Here is a 19,724-nt window from a genome sequence, read left to right on the forward strand (position 1 = left end):
CGGCGACCCCCTCCACTAATATAGACAGCACAGTCTATTTTGATGGAGGAAACCTGATGGTTTGTAAGATTCGCACTACCCATGTCGGCTCGCTGCCGCGCACCCCGGAGCTCCTGGAGGCCAACCTGAAGCGCGGGGAGCTGCCGGCCGCGGAGTTCCAGGGGATTTTGGAGGCTGCGGTGGCGGACGTCGTCAAGCGGCAGCTTGATCTGGGCCTCGATATCATTAACGAGGGCGAATACGGCCATATCACCTCGGGCGCTGTGGACTATGGCGCATGGTGGAATTACTCATTTAGCCGCCTGGGCGGGCTGACGATGACGGATACCGACCGCTGGGAATCGGCTGAGGTAGTGCGCTCGAAACCGGGGGAGCCGCGGCTGACGTCGTTCATTGATCGCCGCGACCGCGCGCTGTTTTCGGAGGCCTACAATGACCCGGATTCTGGCATCTTCACCGGCCGAGCCAAGGTGGCAAACCCAGAATTTACCGGCCCGGTAACCTACATTGGACAAGATGAGGTCGCCGCCGATGTCCGCCTGCTTGCCGACGCCCTACCTTCCGGCACCCCAGGCTTCATCGCCGCCCTTTCCCCCGGTTCGGCTGCGCGCCTTAACAATCGTTACTACGACGATGAGCACCAGCTGCTTGCCGACGTCGGCCGTGCCATGCGCACTGAATACCAAGCCATCACCGATGCCGGGCTCACTGTGCAATTCGATGCACCCGACCTGGCCGAGGCCTGGGACCAAATCAACCCGGAGCCAACCGTAGAGGACTTCCGTGGCTTCATTCGTGAGCGCATCGACGTCCTTAATGATTCCATCGCCGGCCTGCCCAAGGAACAAACGCGCCTGCACATCTGCTGGGGCTCCTGGCACGGCCCGCACGTAACCGACGTCCCATTTGCAGATATCATCGAGGAAATTTTGCGGGCCGAGGTCGGCGGATTCTCTTTCGAAGCCGCGTCACCGCGTCACGCGCACGAATGGCGCGTGTGGCAGGACCACGCGCTGCCGGAAGGCACCGTGATTTACCCAGGCGTGGTTTCGCACTCCACCAACGCGGTAGAGCATCCGCGCCTCGTGGCAGATCGCATCATCCAATTCGCCGAGGTAGTAGGCCCTGAAAATGTTATCGCGTCGACCGATTGCGGTTTGGGCGGTCGCCTGCACCCCCAGATTGCGTGGGCGAAGCTGCAATCTTTGGTAGAAGGCGCTGACATCGCTACCCGCGAACTGTTCTAAAAACGCCGAAAGCCGCTCCGAAACTTCGGAGCGGCTTAATCTGTGGCGTTTAGAAGCGCACGCCCAGCTGCTTGAGGGCGTTCTTCATCGGCTCCAGCACAGCCGGGTTTACCGTGGCAACCATGTTGAAGGCCTGCAGCAGCGCAGCCACGAGGCTGGCGGCCACGGTCACCCAGCTCATGACCTCGAGGAACTTTTCGGGGGTGGAAGAGCCCCAAATAGGCAGACGCTCAAGTGCCTCGATCTGGTGCTGCTCCGCCTCCTTGGCTACGCAGTCCGGCTCCTTGGGCATTCCGGAAGAACCGTAGCCATTGGCAAGGCCCTGCATAAGCTCCTGCGGGGTGCGGGCGGAAGAACCGAATTCGCCGTTTTCGATCTTCTTGAGGTGCTTTTTCTTGGCGTTGTCGACCTCGGCCTGGCACTCAGCCGAAAGTTGCTTTGGCTACTCTTCTGTGGCAGAAGCTGTAGCTGGTGCGACGAGGCCTGCTGCCACGGCGGTGGCGGCCAGGCCAACGGGGCGCGCGGACACAGAGTTAATCTCCCTGTTACCACCGGCGGAGATGGCGCCGATCTTGTGCGGGTGGGAGGGATCGGAACCATCTAAGATATCGACCTCGCCGGAGCGCGCATTGACGGTGAGGATGCGCTGGGACGCGGCGTGATAAGCGACGATTTCGGCGGCCGATTTGCCCAGCACACCCGATTCATGAGAACCGATGGGGTTAAGCTGCAGCGCAGCGGTGGGCGCGGAATGCTCCAGCACGTTATCCACGACGTGGGCATGCGCGGCAGGGGAGCAGGCGAGGACGAGCGAGGAGGTAACGCAGAGAGATGCGTTTGAGCATAGATTTCCTTTCTTGTGGTTATGTCCACTATTGCCTACGTAGGTAACGGTGCAACTAAAGGCCAGTGAATTTCCAGTGAATGGGTAGACTGTCAAAACATGACTGATTCGACCATCCATGCATCCGATATCCAGCAGGCGCAGGCACGGATTAGCTCGGAAATCGCCCCGACTCCGCTGCAGTATTGCGCCCGGCTTTCGGCCGAGACGGGCTGCGAGGTCTACCTCAAGCGGGAGGATCTGCAGGACGTGCGCTCCTATAAGATTCGTGGCGCGTTAAACGGGATGTCGAATCTGCCGCAAGAGCAGCGGCACCGGGGAATTGTTACGGCCTCGGCCGGCAATCATGCGCAGGGCGTGGCTTATGCCTGCCGCACAATGGGAATCGCCGGCAAGATTTTTGTGCCAGAGCCCACGCCAATGCAAAAGCGCGACCGCATCCTGGTTCACGGCGGCGACCAAGTAGAACTGGTGGTAGTTGGTTCCAACTTCGATGAGGCAGCCGCAGCTGCGCATGCCGACGCCGCCGAGCGCGACGCCGCCTTCATCGAGCCCTTCGACGCCCGCGATACCATCACCGGGCAGGGCACCGTAGCCGCAGAGGTTCTCGCGCAGCTTTCGGCCAAGGGCAAGTCGCCCGATGCCGTTGTCGTTCCCGTAGGAGGCGGTGGCCTGATTTCTGGCATCACCTCCTATCTGGCGGATATGGCACCGGATACTCGGGTGGTGGGCATGGAGCCGGAAGGGGCGGCGTCGCTAAGAGCGGCATTTGACCACGGGGGCCCGGTCACGCTGGATGCGGTCGACCCCTTCGTTGATGGCGCGGCCGTAAAGCGCTTGGGCGCGCTGCCCTATGAGATTTTGGACGCCAATCGCGAGCGCCTGAGCTTTGACACCGTGTCCGAAGGCGCGGTGTGCACGGACTTGCTCAACCTGTATCAAAATGAGGGCATCATTGCCGAGCCGGCCGGTGCATTGTCGGTGGCGGGCCTGCATCAGCTGGACCTGAAACCGGGCTCGACGGTGGTATGCGTGATTTCAGGCGGCAATAATGACGTGCTGCGCTATGCAGAAATCATGGAGCGCTCCCTAGTTCACCGGGGCCTCAAGCACTACTTCCTGGTGAACTTCCCGCAGGAGCCCGGGCAGCTGCGCCACTTTTTGCACGAGATTTTGGGTCCGACCGATGACATCACACTCTTTGAGTATCTCAAGCGCAATAACCGGGAAACTGGTGCTGCGTTGGTAGGCTTGCAGCTTAGCCGCGCCGAGGACCTCGACGGCTTGCTGCAACGCATGGGTGAATCCAAGATTTCGGTGCAGTACCTCAAGCCCGGCACCCCCGAGTATGAATTCCTCGTAGCCTAATGCAAAATTCTTATCGTCGCCCCGTAGGCCAGGTTGAACACGACATTGAAATCAAGCGTTCCCGATTTATTACTTTGATCGGTCGCGTCACCAATGAGGAAGAGGCCCGCGCGTTTATCGACGCCGCCCGCACCCGCTTTCCCGACGCCCGTCACCATTGCTCCGCCTACGTCTATCACGTCGACGGCGCAAACCCGGTGGAGCGCTCCTCCGATGATGGCGAGCCCTCCGGCACTGCCGGAAAACCCATGCTGGATGTGGTCAAAGGCTCCGGCATGCTCGATGTCTGCGCAGTGGTAGTGCGCTACTTTGGTGGCATCAAGTTAGGCGCCGGCGGCCTCGTGCATGCCTATGGTGGCGCGGTGAGTGAGGCCATGGAAAAGGTGCGTGCGGTAACCCGGGCGCGCCGGGAGCTTTATGCCGTGGAGTGCCCACATGCAACTGCCGGGCGGGTGGAGGCGGACCTGCGCGGGCGCGGCTATGAGATAACCGATACCGCCTACGCGACCGCAGTAACCTTTACCGTGGCCGTGCGCCCAGGTGGGCTGGAAGAGCTGGAAGCAACGCTGGCAGCGATCTCGCAGGGCCAGCTCGCGGCGGCAGAAGCTGGCAGCGCGTGGGTTGAGGTAAGATCCTGAACATGAGTATGCAGCAGCGACCGAATAACCCCATTGCGCAGCGCAAGCAGCAGGTGCGCAAGCACTCCCGCAACGCCGTTGTGTGCGTGGTTGCCGGCCTCGGCGTGGGCGCAGTGCTGGGCGTGCTATCTGCGGCAAGTTTCTGGGCCTGGATGTTGGTGGGTGCCATCGTCGCCGTAGTCGGTGGCGGCTATAACTGGCTGAAGATCCAGAAAATCGTCAACGAGAACCACAACCAGTATTAGATGCCGGCACCGCAACCTAGCGGCCGCCCCGTCCGGATTGATGCCTGGGTGTGGGCCGTGCGCATGTTTAAGACCCGTTCGGCGGCCGCGACGGCCGTGCGCGCCGGGCATGTCAAGATAAATGGCGAGGCTGTCAAGCCCTCCCAGCAGGTGGTGCCGGGCGACCGTGTGCGCGTGTGGCGCAATCACCACGAGCATGACCTTGAGGTCTTAGCGACTGTGGCCAAGCGCGTGGGCGCACCCGTGGCGCGTACGTGCTACACGGACCATGCGCCGCCGCCTCCACCCAAGGAGTTTATGCCGTCGGTACCCGTGCGCCCACGCGGGGCGGGCCGACCGACGAAGAAGGAACGACGCGATATGGAGAAATTCCGCGGCGGTTTCCGATAATCAGCCGAAACTAGTGGGCAGCGCGCAAGGCCTTCAGGCGCGCAGTAAGCCGACGCTTGCGGCCCGGGCGGTCGCCGGATTCGGCGGTGGCCTCGATATGCTGCTTGCCAAATTTGTTGAGCAGCAAGTCGTCGATAAGCCGCACCTGGCCGGGACGAAAGCGGTAGCGCATGGCGTCGTGGACGTGGGCAATGGCAGTATCGTCAAGCAGCTGCTCGAGCTGGCTCAAGTGGCGCACGCCGTTTTGCTCCAATAACTCCGCCAAGAATCGGTAGTGCTCCGAGCGCGAGAGCGGGAAACGGTTGCCCAGGATAATGGCCAGCACGCCCGGTAGGGTCTCGGCGGTAAGCTCGACGTCCCGATCGGTTTCCGTACCTGGGGCCTTGAGTGCAGCAATCTCGTCGAATTGCTGGTCCGCAAGCTCGATAAGCCCCGCGGCCAAGGTAAAGAGGCGGTCCACTTCAGGTGAGGGTGGGTTGGGCCCTTGCTTGTAGCGGATATCGTGTTCAAACTCCGCCCATGCGTGCTGCAGAACGGTGCGAATCTGCACCTCAAAGGTCCAACCTACGTAGTTCGCGAGCTCTTCCATTGCGGCAGCGCTATCTTCGGTCACGGTGAGCACGAGGTGGTGGGAGCCGTAGCCAAAGCCGCCGGAAATGCGGGTCTCGGCTGCTTTATCAACGGAACGCTCGACTTTAAACGATTCACCAAAAACGCTCAGCGCTTCTGGAATCGCGGTGGAGTGAAACAGCGTGACCCGCACCCCCATCACATCGTGGATCTCCTGCCACGGCTGGGGGTAGACAAAATCGCCGTTCTCGCGGCGCTTTTTGGCCTTTGCCTTAAGCGAGGGCCAAGTCTTGACGCGGGTAGAAACGCGGTCGAAGATGATGCCGGCGTCATTGAGGAGATCCTCGATGGCGGTGCGGAAGTCCCCCGCAGCGGTGGGGTGGTTGCGCGCCCAGTCGTGGTACTGGTTGCTTAGCCGCGACATCCTACTTTCCGGCATGGTGCTCCTTTCATAACTCCCGCGGGAATCCGTTAGACCATACTAGCGGGCGCGGGTGGAGCACGGTGCGATGGTAGGGCACGCGCGCGACGGCATCGGCAGCCAGCTGGCAGGCATAGGTGTCCGGCAGGCGGGCAAAAACGAAGAGGGTGGCGGAGTCTGGGACAAGGTAGGTCAGCGAGTGCGAACGCAGGAGGCGGCGCATGTGCTTGTCCAGCACAGTAAATGTTTCTGGGTGAGCGATCCAGGAGGAAATCGGTGCGCCGTGGGAGCGAACCTGTAGGCCCCCGAGGTGGGAGGCGGAAGGGAGCTCGCAGGCAGCCGGACGAGTCCAGAAACGCAGTCCCTGCGAATCGAGGGCGGCGCGTTGCAGGTTATGTGAGGCGTGGTTCCACGCCCGGCGCGTGGAAATGTCCATGTCTGCCAAGCCGCGGTGGCTTAGTCGGCGAAAGCTACGCTTGCCTGGAAAGACAAGCGCCATGGACAGGCTGGGGGAGAGCTGGATGGTGGCAAGGGAATCGCAAAAGCCGTCGTCGGAAAGCCGCTGTTCTTTCAGCCAGGAACGGGCAAAGAGGGCAGGCAGCAGGTTTGCGGTGGTAGGACGCGGCGAACGCAGGGCGACGGTCACGACGGGGCTCTCCAGTGGGGTAGGGTGCAGTCGCCTTTATTGGACTGGAGAAACCGCCGTTTGGTTCCCGGGAAAATTAAAAGGGCGGCTCGGCGTCGAGTTGGAGTTCGGCAAAGAGCTTATCGGCCGGCCAGATGTCGATTTTTTGGCCCTTGGCCTGCAGTTCCTCCGCACGCTTTTCCTTGGAGGTTTTCTTGGCCCATTCGCCCACGATAAGCAGCGTGGTCTTTTTGGTGACGTTTTTGGCTACCTGGCCGCCGCGCTCGGCGATGCCCTGCCACAGCACCCCCTTGTCATAGGGCTCGAAATCACCGGTGAGGGTGACATGCTTGCCATAAAGTGCGCCTTCCGGATCAGCGTCTGGATTGGGCTCGGGGATAGTATCCGGCGTGGCGACAGACTGCCAGGGGGCGGGGCCACCGGACTTCTTTTTTGCCGAGCCGGCCGCACGGGTTTGGTCGCGGAAGTCGGTGCCTGCGCCGAGGTCGGCGCCGGAGGTCGGGGCCGTGTGGGCGCGCAGGACGGGAAGGACGGCCGTGGACTCGAGGCGGCCAAGGGTGAACTCGCGGGCGGTGAATAGATCGCGGATGCTGCCGGTGTGTCCGAAGCGCTCTGCCAAGCGGGCGATGATTTCGCCGGCTGCGCGGGCATCTTCGGTGGCGTCGTGGTGGCTAAAATCCGGAGCGGAAAGGTGGGCTGCGACGGTGGGCAGCTTGTGATTGCGCACCGAAATTACCTTGGCTTTAGAGGCGTCGCGGGCTAGCGCGAGGGAGCATGCCAGCGGCACCGTGGGTACCTCGGCGCCGGCGGCAAGCAGGCCGGAGCGCAGTGCGGTGGAATCGAATTGGGCGTTGTGCGCGACAAGTACGTCGCCGCCGAGGAAGTCGAAGAGCTCCTTGGCGACGTCGGCAAAAGCTGGCGCCCCTTCCACATCGCTCGCGGTTATGCCGTGGATGGAGACGTTGATATCCGCAAAGTGCTCTAGGCCCGGCGGAGGGGTGCACAGCCAGGAACGGGAGTCGGTCTCTTGGCCATCGCGGAAGCGAACCGCGCCGATTTGGCAGATAGAGCCCCAGTTATCATTGGCCGTTTCTACATCCACGGCGGTGAAATCGAGCCCCGGGATGGTGGCGGTGGCGGAGGGGGCCTCGCCGCGCTGGGCGGCGGCGATGGCGCGGGCGACGGCCTGCGGGTCTTGGTGCGGGGCGAAAGCGATGGAACCGGCGGCGCCAAGGTCGAGGGCGCCAAAGCCGGTGGCGGTCGGTTCATTCACGCGCACAGTGTCGATGGAATCGAGCGGGATATCCTGCGTGGCGGGGGCGCCAAGGCTGGTGGCCAGCAGCGTGCGGTGGAGCACGAGTTTATCCGCTGTGACATCGATGAGTACGCCGTGCGCGGGAAATGACACGAGGGGCCTTTCTCTAGGAGTCAAAAACGGGCGGCTCAACCTGACGCAAGATCAGCGTTGAACGCGGTTGCACCGTGATCGTACCCTCTGCCTCAATGAGGGTTTCCTCCGCGGGGTAGCCGCCGGAATCGGCGGTATCGACCATCAGCCGCCAGGTGGCGCCGAGATCCTTGGTAGGCAGGGTGAACTCGATTTCGCCGTCGTGGGAGTTGAATATCATGATGAAGGAATCATCGGTGATACGTTCGCCGCGGGAGGTGGTCTCCGTGATGGCATTGCCATTGAGGTAGACCATAAGAGCGCGGCCGAAATCGTGGTCCCAGTCGTCTTGGGTCATCAGGCGACCAGAGGGGACCAGCCAGGCGATATCGCGTTCTTTTACATCCGCGCCTAGCGGGCCACCGGCCAAGAAGCGTTTGCGGCGGAATACGGGGTGGTGGTTGCGAATGGCCAGCACGCGCTTGGTAAATCCCAGCATGGCGGCGGACTTTTCTTCTTTCAGCATGGACCAGTCCATCCATGCCAGCTCGTTGTCCTGGCAGTAGACGTTATTATTTCCGTCTTGGGTGCGGCCGAACTCATCGCCGTGCGAGAGCATCGGAGTGCCTTGGGAGAGTAGGAGAGTGGTCAGGAAGTTGCGCACCTGGCGGCGGCGCAGCTTGCGAATTTCTTCGTTATCGGTGGGGCCTTCTTCACCGCAGTTCCAGGAGCGGTTGAAGGACTCGCCGTCGCGGTTGTCCTCGCCATTGGCCTCGTTGTGCTTGTCGTTATAGGACACGAGGTCGCGCAGAGTAAAGCCATCGTGGGCGGTGATGAAGTTGATAGAAGCGGTGGGGCGGCGGTCATTATCGGCATAAAGATCCGAAGAGCCGGTCAGTCGGGAGGCGAATTCACCCAGGGTAGCGGGCTCACCGCGCCAGAAATCGCGGACGGTATCGCGGTACTTGCCGTTCCATTCGCTCCAAATAGGTGGGAAGTTGCCTACCTGGTAGCCATCGTGGCCAATGTCCCAGGGCTCGGCGATGAGCTTGACCTGGCTGACAATGGGGTCTTGTTGGACAAGGTCGAAGAAGGTAGCGAGCTTATCGACGTCGTCAAGCTCCCGCGCCAAAGTCGCCGCCAGGTCGAAGCGGAAGCCGTCGACTCGCATCTCGGTGACCCAGTAGCGCAGGGAATCCATAATCAGTTGCAGCGAGTGCGGGTTGCGGACATTGAGGGAATTGCCGGTGCCGGTGTAGTCCATGTAGTGGGCTTCATCGCCTTCGACGAGGCGATAGTAAGCGCCATTGTCAATGCCGCGGAAGGCAATGGTGGGCCCCATGTGGTTGCCTTCGGCGGTGTGGTTATAAACCACGTCGAGGATTACCTCGATGCCTGCCTCGTGGAAGGCACGGACCATGGTCTTGAATTCGGAGACCACCTCGCCTGGCTTTTTGGCATAGGCGTAGTCATGGTGCGGGGCGAAAAAGCCGAAGGTGTTATAGCCCCAGTAGTTGCGCAGGCCCAAGTTGCGCAGCCGATCGTCTTGCAAGAATTGGTGGACGGGCATGAGCTCGACGGTGGTGACGCCGAGCTCCTTGAAGTAGTCAATGATGGCGGGGTGCGCCATGCCGGCGTAGGTACCGCGCAGTTCTTCCGGCACGTCTGGGTGGGTCATAGTCATGCCCTTGACGTGGGTTTCGTAAATGACCTTCTCGTTGTCTGGAATGTGCGGGCGATGGTCGCTGCGCCAGTCAAAGAAAGGGTTGATGACCACGGAGAGCATGGTGTGGCCCAGCGAATCTTCTTCGTTGCGGCCGGTGCCAGGTTTTTCGGCGTGGATGTCATAGGAATATAGGGAGGCATCGCCGTCGAATTCGCCGTCGAAGGCGCGGGCATATGGATCTACGAGGAGCTTGGAAGGATCGCAGCGCAGGCCGTTTTCAGGTTCATAGGGGCCATAAACGCGGTAGCCATAGCGCTGGCCAGGGGTGACATTGGGGAGGTAGACATGCCACACATGGGCGGTGACCTCTGACATTTCTATGCGCTCTTCACTGCCTTCTTTGTCGATGAGGCAGAGCTCGACCTTGTCTGCAACCTCAGAAAATAGGGCAAAATTGGTGCCGGATCCGTCAAAGGTGGATCCCAGTGGGGTAGGTTTGCCAGGCCAGATTTGGCGGCCGTAGCGCTCGGTGGGCGTGGGGACTGCGTCCATGGCGGGAGTGTTCATGCTCACGAGCATAACCACTTTTTAGTCTCCAGTGCCGTGCGTAAGCCCAGCGTGAATAATACGAATGCCGCGATGGAGGTCGTCGCGATAATTAGAGCCAGGAGCCTCGCCGGTGGTTTCTGCAAGCTGGCGTTGGGACTGTTCCATCAAGGTGGCACCGAGTACGAGGTGAATAGCCGATAGGGCGGCGGCGCGGTGGGTACTGTCGGCTTCATAGGCACCACGCGCTGCGGCAGAGCAAAAGACGGATAAGAGGTAGTCCCAGGCGGGGGCCTGAGGCAGGGAGAGACCGGCAATGACTACCTCAGCGCCGTCGCGGTGGGCAAGTAGCGCATCGCGCAGGCTGAGGCTGAGCTCCTCGAGCGACTCCCCAGAAACGGGGGAGATAATGTACTCAGCCAAAGCCGCAATGAGCGCCTGTTTATTGGCAATGTGCCAGTAAAGCGCGCCGGGGGCAACGCCGAGGGAGGATGCAACGCGGCGCATGGTGACGTCGCCCAGCCCATAGGTATCAAGCAAGGAAATAGCGGCGTCGATAATACTCTCGCGATTGATATGCACCTTGGTGATTGTACGGACTAGGACTAGCGGGGCGGTAGCTCACAGGTTGCTTTAATGGAGTATCAATGTCATTTCCATCGTGGTGTTGTTAGTATTGCGAAGACAAAAAGAAGCTGCCTTAAGGCGCTTCACATTCGCAAGATTGATTCAGGAGTTTTCCCTTGTCCTTTTTGACCCCTGCTAAGAAGTCCCTTATCGCAGTAGCGCTGGTTGCCCCCTTGGCGCTGGCTGCATGTGGTTCGGATGACAACAACGACGATTCTAAGAAGGCTGCCGCCACCACTGCCTCCAAGTCTTCTGAGGATAAGTCTGCAGACAAGTCCCAGGACAAAGACGCCGATAAGGACAAGGACAAAAACAAGGATAAGGATAAAGACAAGGACGGCGAAAACAAGGACGGCGCTGCTGGTGCAGAGGGCCAAGACGGCGAGGGCGCCCCTGGCGAGGGCCCAGATCAGATGGCCAACCCGCTAAATAATGGCGAGGATCCTTTCGCTGGGGCGAAGGACATCAAGCCGATTGAAGGTGGCCAGGACGCAAATGATGCTGACAAGCAGGCCATCGAGCAGCTGGTCCGCGGTCAGCACGAAATCGATAACGTGAAGGAATACTTCAACTACATGCCGCAGCACGCCTGCCAAGCCGTGCGTGAAGGCCAGGCCAAGGAGTTTGGCCAGTACCAGCAGTACGTCGATAGCCTGCCGAACCAGTCCTTCGCTGAGTACGCCAACACCATGCGCCAGCAGGGCGGAGGCAACGGTGAGGTAGAGAAGTTCGCTAGCCAGCTGGAGTCCATCCCGCAGTCGACCAAGCTGCAGTCTGTTAACGACATTGTGGTCAACGGTGACGATGCTTCTGCAACCGTGAGCGTGTCCAACTCTGAGGGCAATGAGACCTCTACGGTTCGCTTCCGTCGCGAGAATGGCAACTGGACCTTCTGCAACTAAATTGTCTCTTTCCCAGCGCCGCTTACCCCGCACCCTAGGTTTTGGTGCGGGGTTACTCGCGTGTGCGCTCTTGGTCTTTGGCGTGGCAGGTGCGCTGTGGGGGCTTTTCCGTCCGACACTTGCCGGCCATGAGGTAGACGATGGCGGTTATGCCATCGAAGCGATGGGCAGCGCCCAGTTCATCGCCTTCATTACCTTTGCCCTCATAACTGGCCTACTCGGACTGCTTTTGGGCTTGGGTGCATATCTGCGACGGCAAGGGCGGGGCTTGTCGATGCTCTTGTGGGTCGGCGTGTGCGCCTTGGCAGGCGCGGCCTCGTTTTACGTATTTGGCGGGGTCACCGCCACGCATCCGCCCGAAAACCCAGGAGAGTTCGTAGAATTTGCACCGAAATTCTCCCCGGCCATCTCTTGGGCGGTGGCGCCATTCATGGCGATGTTTTCCTACTGGTCCACGGCTTTTGTGAGTTCCGATGATGATTGGTAAGCCGCGCGCCTAGGGCCATTCCACGGGGGAGGCGCCGGTAACTTCCTGCGCGATGTCATCGATTCCGTGCAGGATGTGTTTAAGGCCGCGGCCGATAGCGCTAAAGAGTTGGGGCCGCGTTAGGCCGGCGGCGGCAATGGTGGTGGCATCCATCCGCACCTGCAGGCCTTCGGCGGTGTGGTGGCAATATGCAACGGCGCCGTGATGGGCGCGATTCCAGTCATTGCAAATAAGGAACAGGCGGGTAAATTCCGCTTCCTCCAAGCTAGGGTCCCAATGTCCCTTGATGATAAGGCTGGGGCCGTTGTCTAAAGCGAAGGAAAAGAGAACATCATTGACCCACGCGTAGATAGCCGTGGCGCCGTCGCTTTGGAAGCGTTGGATTCCGATAAGCGGCAGGATTTCGGCCAGGCTATCGAGGGTGAAGGGCTCTAAGGGGGCGTCGGCAAGCGGGTCTAGCTCCGGTGAGGCTTCGCGCACGAGGCCTGGACGGGATTGGGCAAGCAAGTCCATGAGGACCTCGGCATTGCGCAGCGCCGGTAAGACAAACGTCGCGAGCTGTTCCCGGCTCGGGGAGATATCCGCAGGTAGATAACTATGACCGGATACGCTCACGCACTCAGGCTGGTCAAAATCAACCACTACCGCCGGTGAGAGGCAATCGTGGTTCCACTCGTTGGCCACACGCGCTAGTTCGGATATTTCGCTGAGATTTACGCCGCCGCGGGGGCTGGTGTGTAGGTGGAGTACCGGTTCTTCTAGCTGGTCTATAAAGATGAAGGTAGATCCGCCGGCTGAGTGGGGTACTAAAAGTTCGCCTGAGGGTAGCGCCCAGCAGGACAAGCCATGTTCGCGGGCGATGGCGCGGACATGCGCAAGCAGAAGGGAAGGATCACTCTCGCTCATCACTGCCACCACCTTAAAGCTGTGTTGAGTCCGAGTCTATCGTCCAAACCCGCCCCCTCGCTGGCATTTGGACATTAGGATATTGGTTTAATAATAGAAATCCGATAAGAATAATGGGAGCCGGAAATGCTTCGAACCATCGATTTGCGCGGCACAGAGCTGCGCCCTGCCCAGCTGCGGCGAGTCCTGCCACGCGGCGGCACCGACGTCGCCGCTGTAGTGGACAAAGTGGCGCCAATGGTTCATCGCGTCCGTCAAGAAGGCGCCGCGGCGGCACTGGACTACAGCGAACTTTTTGATGGCGTGCGCCCGCTCCACCTGCGGGTACCGCAAGCGGAATTGGACAAGGCCGTCGCTGGCTTAGACCCGCAGGTGCGCCGAGCAATTGAGGCCTCGATTGAGCGCGTCCGCAAGGTCCACCTCGAACAAAAGCCGACCGCACATACCACCGAACTGGCTCGGGGCGCCACGGTGACCGAGGTCTTTCGCCCCATCGAGCGCGTCGGTTTGTACGTGCCGGGAGGCAAGGCTGTCTATCCCTCGTCTGTGATCATGAACGCGGTGCCGGCGCAGGCGGCCGGCGCAGAAAGCTTAGTGGTGGCCTCGCCCCCGCAAAAGGAGTTCGGCGGTCTACCGCACCCCACGGTGCTAGCTGTGTGCCAGATGCTTGGCGTAGATGAGGTGTGGGCTATAGGCGGTGGCCAGGCCATTGCGCTGATGGCCTACGGCGATGATGATGCCGAGCTTGCACCAGTAGACATGATTACGGGGCCGGGAAATATTTTCGTTACCGCAGCCAAGCGCTTGGTGCGCGGGGTAGTGGGGACAGATGCAGAAGCAGGTCCGACCGAAATTGCCATCATCGCCGATGACACCGCAAACCCCGTGTATGTGGCTTATGACCTTATCTCCCAGGCCGAGCATGATCCGATGGCAGCGAGTGTGCTTATAACGGAATCAGAAAGCCTCGCTCAGCGGGTGAACGCGGAGGTGGAGGCGCGCTACGGCGCTACCGCTAATGCGGAGCGGGCGGCCGCGGCCTTAGGCGGCGAGCAATCCGGCATTGTGGTGGTCGATTCCCTGGACGCAGCGATTGCGGTGGCTAATGCCTATGCCGCCGAACACCTGGAGATCCACACCGCAGAACCCGGCACGGTAGCTGAGCGGATTAAGCACGCTGGTGCCATCTTTGTGGGGGACTTCGCCCCTGTGCCACTCGGGGACTACGCTGCCGGTTCCAATCACGTGCTGCCCACCTCCGGCACGGCGCGCTTTTCGGCTGGCCTGTCTACCCACACCTTTATGCGGCCGGTCAACCTCATTAACTATGACCGAGCTGCGCTGGAAGAAATTGCCCCGCAGGTCATCGCCTTTGCTAAGGCTGAGGGGCTGCCTGCCCACGGCGAAGCAATCCGCGCCCGATTCGAGGAGAACTAAATGACGCAATTGACAGATCTTCCCCTGCGCGAGGAATTGCGCGGCAAGTCCGCCTATGGTGCGCCGCAACTCACTGTGGCCTACCAACTCAATACCAATGAAAATCCCTATCCGCCCTCTCCAGCGCTCGTTGCTGATTTGGTGGCGGAGACTCAGCGCCTTGCCTCCACGCTCAATCGCTATCCGGAACGCGATGCCGTAGAGCTGCGTAAAGCCTTGGCCCATTACGTTTCCGAACAGACCGGGGTGGGGGTTAGTTATGAGCAGGTATGGGCGGCGAACGGATCGAATGAGATTTTGCAGCAGCTTCTACAGGCCTTTGGTGGTCCAGGCCGCAGCGTGCTCGGCTTTACGCCGTCTTATTCCATGCACCCCATCCTTGCGGACGGAACCTACACGCAGTTTGTGGAGTGCCCGCGGGACGAGGATTTCCGCATAGACATGGACCGGGCTCTGGCGGCCGTGGCGCGGCACCAGCCGGATATCATCTTTGTGACAACGCCGAATAACCCCACCGGCGGGGTGACTAGTCTGGACGATATTGCCGCGCTTGCCGACGCCGCGCCGGGAATCCTCATCGTCGATGAAGCCTACGGCGAATTCTCCTCTTCGCCCTCCGCAGTGACGCTGCTGGATAAATACCCCACAAAGTTGGTGGTCTCGCGCACCATGTCCAAGGCCTTCGACTTCGCCGGTGGCCGCCTTGGCTATTTTGTGGCAGATCCGGCCTTTGTAGAAGCCGTCATGTTAGTGCGACTTCCGTATCACCTGTCTGTGCTCTCCCAAGCTGCGGCGACAGTGGCGTTGCGCCATAGCGCGGATACGCTCGCCACCGTGGAAAAGATCGCCAGCGAGCGCGAGCGCGTGGCAGCTCGCTTGCGGGAACTGGGCTATACGGTCCTGCCTAGTGAATCCAATTTCCTCTTCTTCGGCCGCTTTGCTGACCAGCAGCGCGTATGGCAGCAGTTCTTGGATAAAGAAGTACTCATCCGGGATGTCGGGATTGCCGGGCACCTGCGCATGACCGTGGGCCTGCCGGAAGAAAACTCGGCCTTTTTGGCAGTAGCTGAGGACCTTGCGGATACAGTAGTAGCGGATAATCCGGCCGGAGGAGAAAGGAGCGAACCATGAGCAACCGTGTAGGACGCGCCCAGCGGTCTACCTCTGAATCGCAGATTTCCGTGGTCATCGACCTAGACGGCACGGGACGCAGCGATATTTCCACCGGCCTGCCCTTTTTCGATCATATGCTGACCTCGTTTGCCACCCACGGCAGCTTTGATCTCACCGTGCAGGCAGCGGGTGATACCGAGATCGATGCCCACCACACCGTGGAAGATACCGCCATCGTGCTCGGTACCGCACTGCGGGAAGCAGTGGGGGATAAGGCCGGCATTCGTCGTTTCGGATCCCAGCTACTGCCCATGGATGAAACGTTGGTTGAAGCGGTGGTGGATTTTTCTGGCCGCGCTTATTTCGTGATGAACGGCGAGCCAGAGCACCTGCAGTGGCACATAGTTGGTGGCCACTACGCCACGGTGATTAACCGCCACTTTTTTGAAACGCTTGCTGCTCACGCTGCGATAACGCTGCACCTCAACGTGCGCTATGGGCGCGATCCGCACCACCTTACGGAGGCGGAGTTTAAAGCCGTGGCGCGTGCGCTGCGCGCTGCCGTGGAACCCGACCCCCGTCGGACTGGAATTCCTTCGACGAAGGGAGCACTCTAAAAAGCATGCATGTTATGATCTTGGTTCTTTTCCTCGTGGCAGGCATGTTAGTAGGCGGTGCATGGTCTGCCTACCAACAGGGGTCGAAGGCAATGACAGTAGTAGCCTCCCTTTTGGCCGCAATTACCGTGGTAGCAGCAATTTCGTGGATGGTAGGAGCGTTTGGTAAGTGAGCAAAACCCAAGAGACTAATATTTGGAAGATCCCGGGCTATACCGCCACTATGATGGCCATTGCCGCTGCTTTCGGCGCTTGGTCCATCCTCCTTCCGGTGGTGCCGCTCGCTGTCATTGATTCCGGCGGCTCAGCTACTTTGGCGGGCTCATCCACCGGTATCTTTATGGCCTTTACCGTGCTTACGCAGATCATTTCCCCGTGGCTTTTGCGCCGTTGGGGTTATCGCCGCGTGATGGCACTTTCCGCCTTTACCTTGGGCGTCCCTGCCTTCGGACATCTTTTGGGAACAGATGCTTGGGTTGTCCTACTCTTTTCCGCTTTGCGCGGGGTGGGCTTTGGCGCGCTGACCGTTTCCGAGTCTGCGCTTATTGCCGAGTTGGCACCTGTTCGCCTTTTGGGCAAGGCCACCGGCATGATCGGTGTGTTTACGGGACTGGGACAAATGGTCTTTTTGCCCTTGGGCTTGGTCATGGCGGAAAAGCTGGGTTATGCCTCGACGTATATCACTGCCGGCATCATTGGCTTCGTGGGCTTTGGTTTGTGCTTGCGCATTCCCAAGATAAAGGTCACGCTGGCCTCTGATACCGAAGACGAGCCCAACCTAATCCGCGTTCCCACGTGGAAGCTGGTGGCAGTGCCTGCACTAGCGTTAACGACTTTCTCCATGAGCTACGGCGCCGTGTCGTCCTTCCTGCCGCCGGCGGTGCAGGAACTAGATGCAGAGCGTGGCGCCAGCCTTGCCGGCATCATGCTGTCCATCGTGGGTGGCGCGGCCATGATTTTCCGCTACTTCGCCGGCATGGTTGCAGACCGCGTGGGCACTCCCGGCCGGTTGTATATCCCCAGCCAGATCATGGCCATTGTGGGTGTGCTCGCCATCGCCGTCCCGCTCTACCTCGACGGCTCCGTGTGGTGGCTTGTGCTGGGTGCCTTCCTATTCGGCGGGGCCTTTGGCATTGCCCAAAATGAAGCCCTGTTGTCGATGTTTGACCGTCTACCGCGCGAGCGTGTCTCGGAGGCTTCGGCCATTTGGAATATCTTCTATGATGGCGGCACCGGCTTGGGCTCGACCCTTTTGGGTGCGTTGGTTGCCGGCTACGGCTACGCGGGGGCGTTTGGCGCCGGTGTGGCTATCCTCGGCGTTGGCGTACTAATGACGCTGGCAGATTTTATCCTTGGGCGCACCCGCGTGAGTGAAACCAACGATATCCGAACGCGTCTGCGTCGCATGCGTAAGGTATAGCCCATGGCAAAGACGGTCGCATTATTGGATTACGGCGCGGGCAATGTGCGCTCGGCACAGCGCGCGCTGGAGCGAGTAGGCGCGGAAGTTGCCGTGACTGCGGATCCCAAAGCAGCGGTGGACGCAGACGGTCTGCTTGTCCCCGGCGTTGGCGCTTTTGACGCATGTATGCGCGGGCTAAACGAGGTTCAGGGGCCAAGGGTCATCGGCCAGCGCCTGGCAGGGGAGCGGCCAGTGCTGGGTATTTGCGTAGGTATGCAGGTGCTTTTCGACGTCGGGGTGGAGCACAACATCAATTCCACCGGCTGCGGCGAGTGGCCCGGCACCGTTGAAAAACTTCACTCTACAGTCCTGCCGCATATGGGGTGGAATACCGTTGCGGTTCCCGTCGGCAGCGATATGTTTGCAGGCTTGTCCGAAGACGAGCGGTTCTATTTTGTGCATTCCTATGGCGTCCGCCGCTGGGAGTTGGAAACGGAAATCACCCGTCCACCCTTGGTCAGCTGGGCCGAGCACGCGGGTGATAGGTTTGTCGCGGCGGTGGAAAATGGCGCTTTGTGGGCGACCCAATTCCACCCGGAAAAATCCGGGGACGCTGGCGCACAGCTTTTGGAAAACTGGATGCGCACGCTCTAGGTAGGATGATGACTATGACTTTTACGCTCTTGCCCGCAGTTGATGTCTCTCAAGGTCAAGCGGTGCGCTTGGACAAAGGCGAAGCAGGCACCGAAACCTCCTACGGTGCGCCGCGCGATGCCGCATTGAAGTGGCAGTCCCACGGCGCGCAATGGCTGCATTTTGTGGACTTGGATGCGGCATTCGGCCGCGGTTCCAACCACGAGCAGATGGCGAATATCACCGCAGAGCTGGGCATAAACGTGGAACTTAGTGGCGGCATCCGAGACGATGCCGCAGTAGAGCAAGCACTGGCTACCGGCGCGCAGCGCATTAATATTGGCACCGCTGCTCTTGAACAGCCGGAATGGATAGAAGATATCCTTGCGCGCTATGGCGATAAGGTTGCCGTGGATCTCGCCGTGCGCGAGGAAGGCGGCGAGTGGCGCACCGCGGGCAATGGTTGGGTTTCCGATGGCGGCGACCTGTGGGAGGTGCTCGAGCGCCTCGATGCTGCCGGATGCCAGCGCTTTGTGGTGACAGACGTATCTAAAGACGGCACGCTAAGCGGACCGAATATCGAGCTGCTGCGCGAGGTCGCCATGGCTACGGAAGCTAAAATCACCGCCTCCGGTGGTATCTCTAGCGTGGAAGACCTGCGCGAGCTTGCTCTCTATGAAAATGAGGGCATTGATTCCGCCATTATTGGAAAAGCCCTCTACGAGGGGAAATTCAGCCTCGAAGAAGCTCTCACAGCAGTGGCCGAGGTAGAGCCGCTGCCGGCGGAAGAAACCATTGACCCGTTCGACCCTGAGGACAACTAAGCCATGATGGAACCCCGCGAGTTGGTGGCCTTCGCGGAGGCGGCCGTAGACCAAGTAGAACCCATTTTTCGTTCCGGCCTCGGTGCGCAGCCCGCCCGCTTTAAAGGGCAGGGAGATTTTGCCACCGAGGTAGATCTCGTCATCGAGCAACAGCTGCGGGATATTTTGACTCAAATGACCGGCATCCCAGTGTACGGAGAAGAATCCGGCGGCAGCGTGCTAGATACCGTCTGGGTAGTAGATCCGATTGATGGCACCGCAAATTACTCCGCTGGAAACCCTTTAGCCGGCATCTTGGTGGCGCTCATCCATAAGGGCGCACCTGTTGTAGCGGTGTCTGATTTCCCATTATTGGGGCGACGTTTGGTCACTTGCGATGGCTCTCCTCTGCGCTCAGTAGGCGGGCCTGCTACTGGCTTCGGCGGTGGGGAGGACGCGATGGGCTTCGATGAAGCGCGCGGACACGTGGGCTGCTCTTCTCATCTGCCCACTGAGATCTTCCACGAGCTGCGCGAAACCGGCCTGCGCCCGCGGATGACCGGTTCAGTGGGGCTGGATAATGCCTTTGTTGCGCAGGGCGTATTTGATGGCGCGATTAACTTCTCCCCACACCCGTGGGATAACGCCGCTGGTGCACTGCAAATTCAAACCGCCGGCGGAGTAGTGACTGATCCGGAAGGAAATCCGTGGACTGCGCAGTCGCGTGGCTTGGTCGCAGGTACCCCGCAGGTCCATGCCACTATCGTGGACATCCTGTCCCGTCATAGCGGTTCCTTTCACCGCTAAGACTTCATTCTCACAAAGGAGG

Annotated in this window: 23 protein-coding genes; 15 read left to right on the forward strand and 8 right to left on the reverse strand. The window is 60.2% G+C overall.

All coding sequences use genetic code 11. From position 1 onward, the window contains the following. Positions 1-56: 56 nt before the first annotated feature. Positions 57-1,247, forward strand: a complete 1,191-nt coding sequence (locus tag MHK04_RS00355) for a cobalamin-independent methionine synthase II family protein (RefSeq protein ID WP_200288885.1) — start codon at positions 57-59, stop codon at positions 1,245-1,247. Between the two features lie 49 nt (positions 1,248-1,296). Here MHK04_RS00355 and MHK04_RS00360 read toward each other — a convergent pair whose 3' ends face one another. Together MHK04_RS00360 and MHK04_RS00365 are read right to left on the reverse strand one after the other, a co-directional pair. After that, positions 1,297-1,575, reverse strand: a complete 279-nt coding sequence (locus MHK04_RS00360; RefSeq protein ID WP_023021230.1) for a hypothetical protein — start codon at positions 1,573-1,575, stop codon at positions 1,297-1,299. 114 nt (positions 1,576-1,689) lie between these two features. Further along, positions 1,690-2,019 carry a hypothetical protein gene (locus tag MHK04_RS00365; RefSeq protein WP_239207538.1) on the reverse strand — a complete coding sequence of 110 codons (330 nt, stop codon included), beginning with the start codon at positions 2,017-2,019 and terminating at the stop codon, positions 1,690-1,692. A gap of 171 nt (positions 2,020-2,190) precedes the next feature. Here MHK04_RS00365 and ilvA point away from each other — a divergent pair, with 171 nt between their 5' ends. From ilvA to hslR, 4 genes are read left to right on the forward strand one after another with little or no spacing between them, the layout of a single operon-like run. Further along, positions 2,191-3,459 carry a threonine ammonia-lyase IlvA gene (gene ilvA, locus MHK04_RS00370; protein ID WP_023021232.1) on the forward strand — a complete coding sequence of 423 codons (1,269 nt, stop codon included), beginning with the start codon at positions 2,191-2,193 and terminating at the stop codon, positions 3,457-3,459. Further along, positions 3,459-4,097: a YigZ family protein gene (locus tag MHK04_RS00375; RefSeq protein WP_239207539.1), complete on the forward strand. Its 639-nt coding sequence runs from the start codon at positions 3,459-3,461 to the stop codon at positions 4,095-4,097. Before ilvA ends, MHK04_RS00375 begins: the two co-directional genes overlap by 1 nt. Before the next feature lie 2 nt (positions 4,098-4,099). Further along, a complete protein-coding gene (locus tag MHK04_RS00380; RefSeq protein WP_023021234.1) occupies positions 4,100-4,342 on the forward strand; it encodes a hypothetical protein in 243 nt (80 codons plus the stop codon). Then, positions 4,343-4,732: an Hsp15 family ribosome-associated heat shock protein gene (hslR, locus tag MHK04_RS00385; protein ID WP_023021235.1), complete on the forward strand. Its 390-nt coding sequence runs from the start codon at positions 4,343-4,345 to the stop codon at positions 4,730-4,732. A gap of 10 nt (positions 4,733-4,742) precedes the next feature. Here hslR and MHK04_RS00390 read toward each other — a convergent pair whose 3' ends face one another. The 5 genes from MHK04_RS00390 to MHK04_RS00410 all read right to left on the reverse strand — a co-directional run bounded on the left by MHK04_RS00390 (position 4,743) and on the right by MHK04_RS00410 (position 10,550). Beyond that, a complete protein-coding gene (locus MHK04_RS00390) occupies positions 4,743-5,741 on the reverse strand; it encodes a GTP pyrophosphokinase (protein ID WP_023027873.1) in 999 nt (332 codons plus the stop codon). Between the two features lie 10 nt (positions 5,742-5,751). Next, a complete protein-coding gene (locus MHK04_RS00395; protein ID WP_023021237.1) occupies positions 5,752-6,369 on the reverse strand; it encodes a hypothetical protein in 618 nt (205 codons plus the stop codon). A gap of 76 nt (positions 6,370-6,445) precedes the next feature. Next, positions 6,446-7,777: an exonuclease domain-containing protein gene (locus MHK04_RS00400; RefSeq protein ID WP_023021238.1), complete on the reverse strand. Its 1,332-nt coding sequence runs from the start codon at positions 7,775-7,777 to the stop codon at positions 6,446-6,448. Positions 7,778-7,790: 13 nt separating this feature from the next. Continuing rightward, complete coding sequence (glgX, locus tag MHK04_RS00405; RefSeq protein ID WP_239207540.1) at positions 7,791-9,989, reverse strand: glycogen debranching protein GlgX; 2,199 nt, start codon at positions 9,987-9,989, stop codon at positions 7,791-7,793. Positions 9,990-10,010: 21 nt separating this feature from the next. Then, entirely contained in the window at positions 10,011-10,550 is a 540-nt protein-coding gene (locus MHK04_RS00410) for a TetR family transcriptional regulator (protein WP_023021240.1), read from the reverse strand. 161 nt (positions 10,551-10,711) lie between these two features. Here MHK04_RS00410 and MHK04_RS00415 point away from each other — a divergent pair, with 161 nt between their 5' ends. Together MHK04_RS00415 and MHK04_RS00420 are read left to right on the forward strand one after the other, a co-directional pair. Continuing rightward, positions 10,712-11,497 (forward strand): hypothetical protein, encoded by a 786-nt coding sequence (locus MHK04_RS00415; RefSeq protein WP_200288888.1) that lies wholly within the window; start codon positions 10,712-10,714, stop codon positions 11,495-11,497. Continuing rightward, positions 11,472-11,984 (forward strand): hypothetical protein, encoded by a 513-nt coding sequence (locus MHK04_RS00420; RefSeq protein WP_239207541.1) that lies wholly within the window; start codon positions 11,472-11,474, stop codon positions 11,982-11,984. Before MHK04_RS00415 ends, MHK04_RS00420 begins: the two co-directional genes overlap by 26 nt. Before the next feature lie 9 nt (positions 11,985-11,993). Here MHK04_RS00420 and MHK04_RS00425 read toward each other — a convergent pair whose 3' ends face one another. Then, complete coding sequence (locus MHK04_RS00425) at positions 11,994-12,890, reverse strand: type III secretion system chaperone family protein (protein WP_239207542.1); 897 nt, start codon at positions 12,888-12,890, stop codon at positions 11,994-11,996. Positions 12,891-13,016: 126 nt separating this feature from the next. Between MHK04_RS00425 and hisD the strand changes: the two genes are divergently transcribed. From hisD to MHK04_RS00465, 8 genes are read left to right on the forward strand one after another with little or no spacing between them, the layout of a single operon-like run. Then, positions 13,017-14,327, forward strand: a complete 1,311-nt coding sequence (hisD, locus tag MHK04_RS00430; RefSeq protein WP_239207543.1) for a histidinol dehydrogenase — start codon at positions 13,017-13,019, stop codon at positions 14,325-14,327. Further along, a complete protein-coding gene (locus MHK04_RS00435) occupies positions 14,328-15,458 on the forward strand; it encodes a histidinol-phosphate transaminase (protein WP_200288891.1) in 1,131 nt (376 codons plus the stop codon). It abuts the gene before it with no gap. Beyond that, entirely contained in the window at positions 15,455-16,057 is a 603-nt protein-coding gene (hisB, locus tag MHK04_RS00440; RefSeq protein ID WP_239207544.1) for an imidazoleglycerol-phosphate dehydratase HisB, read from the forward strand. Before MHK04_RS00435 ends, hisB begins: the two co-directional genes overlap by 4 nt. Positions 16,058-16,062: 5 nt before the next feature. Continuing rightward, the gene (locus MHK04_RS00445) at positions 16,063-16,230 is read left to right on the forward strand and encodes a CG2302 family histidine operon protein (RefSeq protein ID WP_049361109.1); all 168 of its coding nucleotides are present in this window, start codon (positions 16,063-16,065) and stop codon (positions 16,228-16,230) included. Continuing rightward, the gene (locus tag MHK04_RS00450) at positions 16,227-17,477 is read left to right on the forward strand and encodes an MFS transporter (protein WP_023021248.1); all 1,251 of its coding nucleotides are present in this window, start codon (positions 16,227-16,229) and stop codon (positions 17,475-17,477) included. The genes MHK04_RS00445 and MHK04_RS00450 overlap by 4 nt, the downstream gene beginning before the upstream one ends. Positions 17,478-17,480: 3 nt before the next feature. Then, positions 17,481-18,113, forward strand: a complete 633-nt coding sequence (hisH, locus tag MHK04_RS00455) for an imidazole glycerol phosphate synthase subunit HisH (protein ID WP_023021249.1) — start codon at positions 17,481-17,483, stop codon at positions 18,111-18,113. A 14-nt stretch (positions 18,114-18,127) separates the two neighbouring features. Continuing rightward, on the forward strand, positions 18,128-18,916 hold the full coding sequence (priA, locus tag MHK04_RS00460; protein ID WP_023021250.1) for a bifunctional 1-(5-phosphoribosyl)-5-((5-phosphoribosylamino)methylideneamino)imidazole-4-carboxamide isomerase/phosphoribosylanthranilate isomerase PriA: 789 nt from the start codon (positions 18,128-18,130) through the stop codon (positions 18,914-18,916). A gap of 3 nt (positions 18,917-18,919) precedes the next feature. Continuing rightward, positions 18,920-19,702 (forward strand): inositol monophosphatase family protein, encoded by a 783-nt coding sequence (locus MHK04_RS00465; protein ID WP_023021251.1) that lies wholly within the window; start codon positions 18,920-18,922, stop codon positions 19,700-19,702. The last annotated feature ends 22 nt before the right edge of the window (positions 19,703-19,724 follow it).

This window comes from Corynebacterium nasorum, from assembly GCF_022345765.1.
GTDB classification, from domain to species: domain Bacteria; phylum Actinomycetota; class Actinomycetes; order Mycobacteriales; family Mycobacteriaceae; genus Corynebacterium; species Corynebacterium kefirresidentii.

What these genes read in the sequence shown, in the direction of transcription:
- glgX (WP_239207540.1), bottom strand. Translation starts at nt 9,989, where the DNA reads ATGAACACTCCCGCCATGGACGCAGTCCCCACGCCCACCGAGCGCTAC.
- hslR (WP_023021235.1), top strand. Translation starts at nt 4,343, where the DNA reads ATGCCGGCACCGCAACCTAGCGGCCGCCCCGTCCGGATTGATGCCTGG.
- hisB (WP_239207544.1), top strand. Translation starts at nt 15,455, where the DNA reads ATGAGCAACCGTGTAGGACGCGCCCAGCGGTCTACCTCTGAATCGCAG.
- MHK04_RS00445 (WP_049361109.1), top strand. Translation starts at nt 16,063, where the DNA reads ATGCATGTTATGATCTTGGTTCTTTTCCTCGTGGCAGGCATGTTAGTA.
- MHK04_RS00375 (WP_239207539.1), top strand. Translation starts at nt 3,459, where the DNA reads ATGCAAAATTCTTATCGTCGCCCCGTAGGCCAGGTTGAACACGACATT.
- MHK04_RS00390 (WP_023027873.1), bottom strand. Translation starts at nt 5,741, where the DNA reads ATGCCGGAAAGTAGGATGTCGCGGCTAAGCAACCAGTACCACGACTGG.
- MHK04_RS00465 (WP_023021251.1), top strand. Translation starts at nt 18,920, where the DNA reads ATGATGGAACCCCGCGAGTTGGTGGCCTTCGCGGAGGCGGCCGTAGAC.
- MHK04_RS00355 (WP_200288885.1), top strand. Translation starts at nt 57, where the DNA reads ATGGTTTGTAAGATTCGCACTACCCATGTCGGCTCGCTGCCGCGCACC.
- MHK04_RS00380 (WP_023021234.1), top strand. Translation starts at nt 4,100, where the DNA reads ATGAGTATGCAGCAGCGACCGAATAACCCCATTGCGCAGCGCAAGCAG.
- MHK04_RS00420 (WP_239207541.1), top strand. Translation starts at nt 11,472, where the DNA reads ATGGCAACTGGACCTTCTGCAACTAAATTGTCTCTTTCCCAGCGCCGC.
- MHK04_RS00435 (WP_200288891.1), top strand. Translation starts at nt 14,328, where the DNA reads ATGACGCAATTGACAGATCTTCCCCTGCGCGAGGAATTGCGCGGCAAG.
- MHK04_RS00425 (WP_239207542.1), bottom strand. Translation starts at nt 12,890, where the DNA reads ATGAGCGAGAGTGATCCTTCCCTTCTGCTTGCGCATGTCCGCGCCATC.
- MHK04_RS00360 (WP_023021230.1), bottom strand. Translation starts at nt 1,575, where the DNA reads ATGCAGGGCCTTGCCAATGGCTACGGTTCTTCCGGAATGCCCAAGGAG.
- hisD (WP_239207543.1), top strand. Translation starts at nt 13,017, where the DNA reads ATGCTTCGAACCATCGATTTGCGCGGCACAGAGCTGCGCCCTGCCCAG.
- ilvA (WP_023021232.1), top strand. Translation starts at nt 2,191, where the DNA reads ATGACTGATTCGACCATCCATGCATCCGATATCCAGCAGGCGCAGGCA.
- priA (WP_023021250.1), top strand. Translation starts at nt 18,128, where the DNA reads ATGACTTTTACGCTCTTGCCCGCAGTTGATGTCTCTCAAGGTCAAGCG.
- hisH (WP_023021249.1), top strand. Translation starts at nt 17,481, where the DNA reads ATGGCAAAGACGGTCGCATTATTGGATTACGGCGCGGGCAATGTGCGC.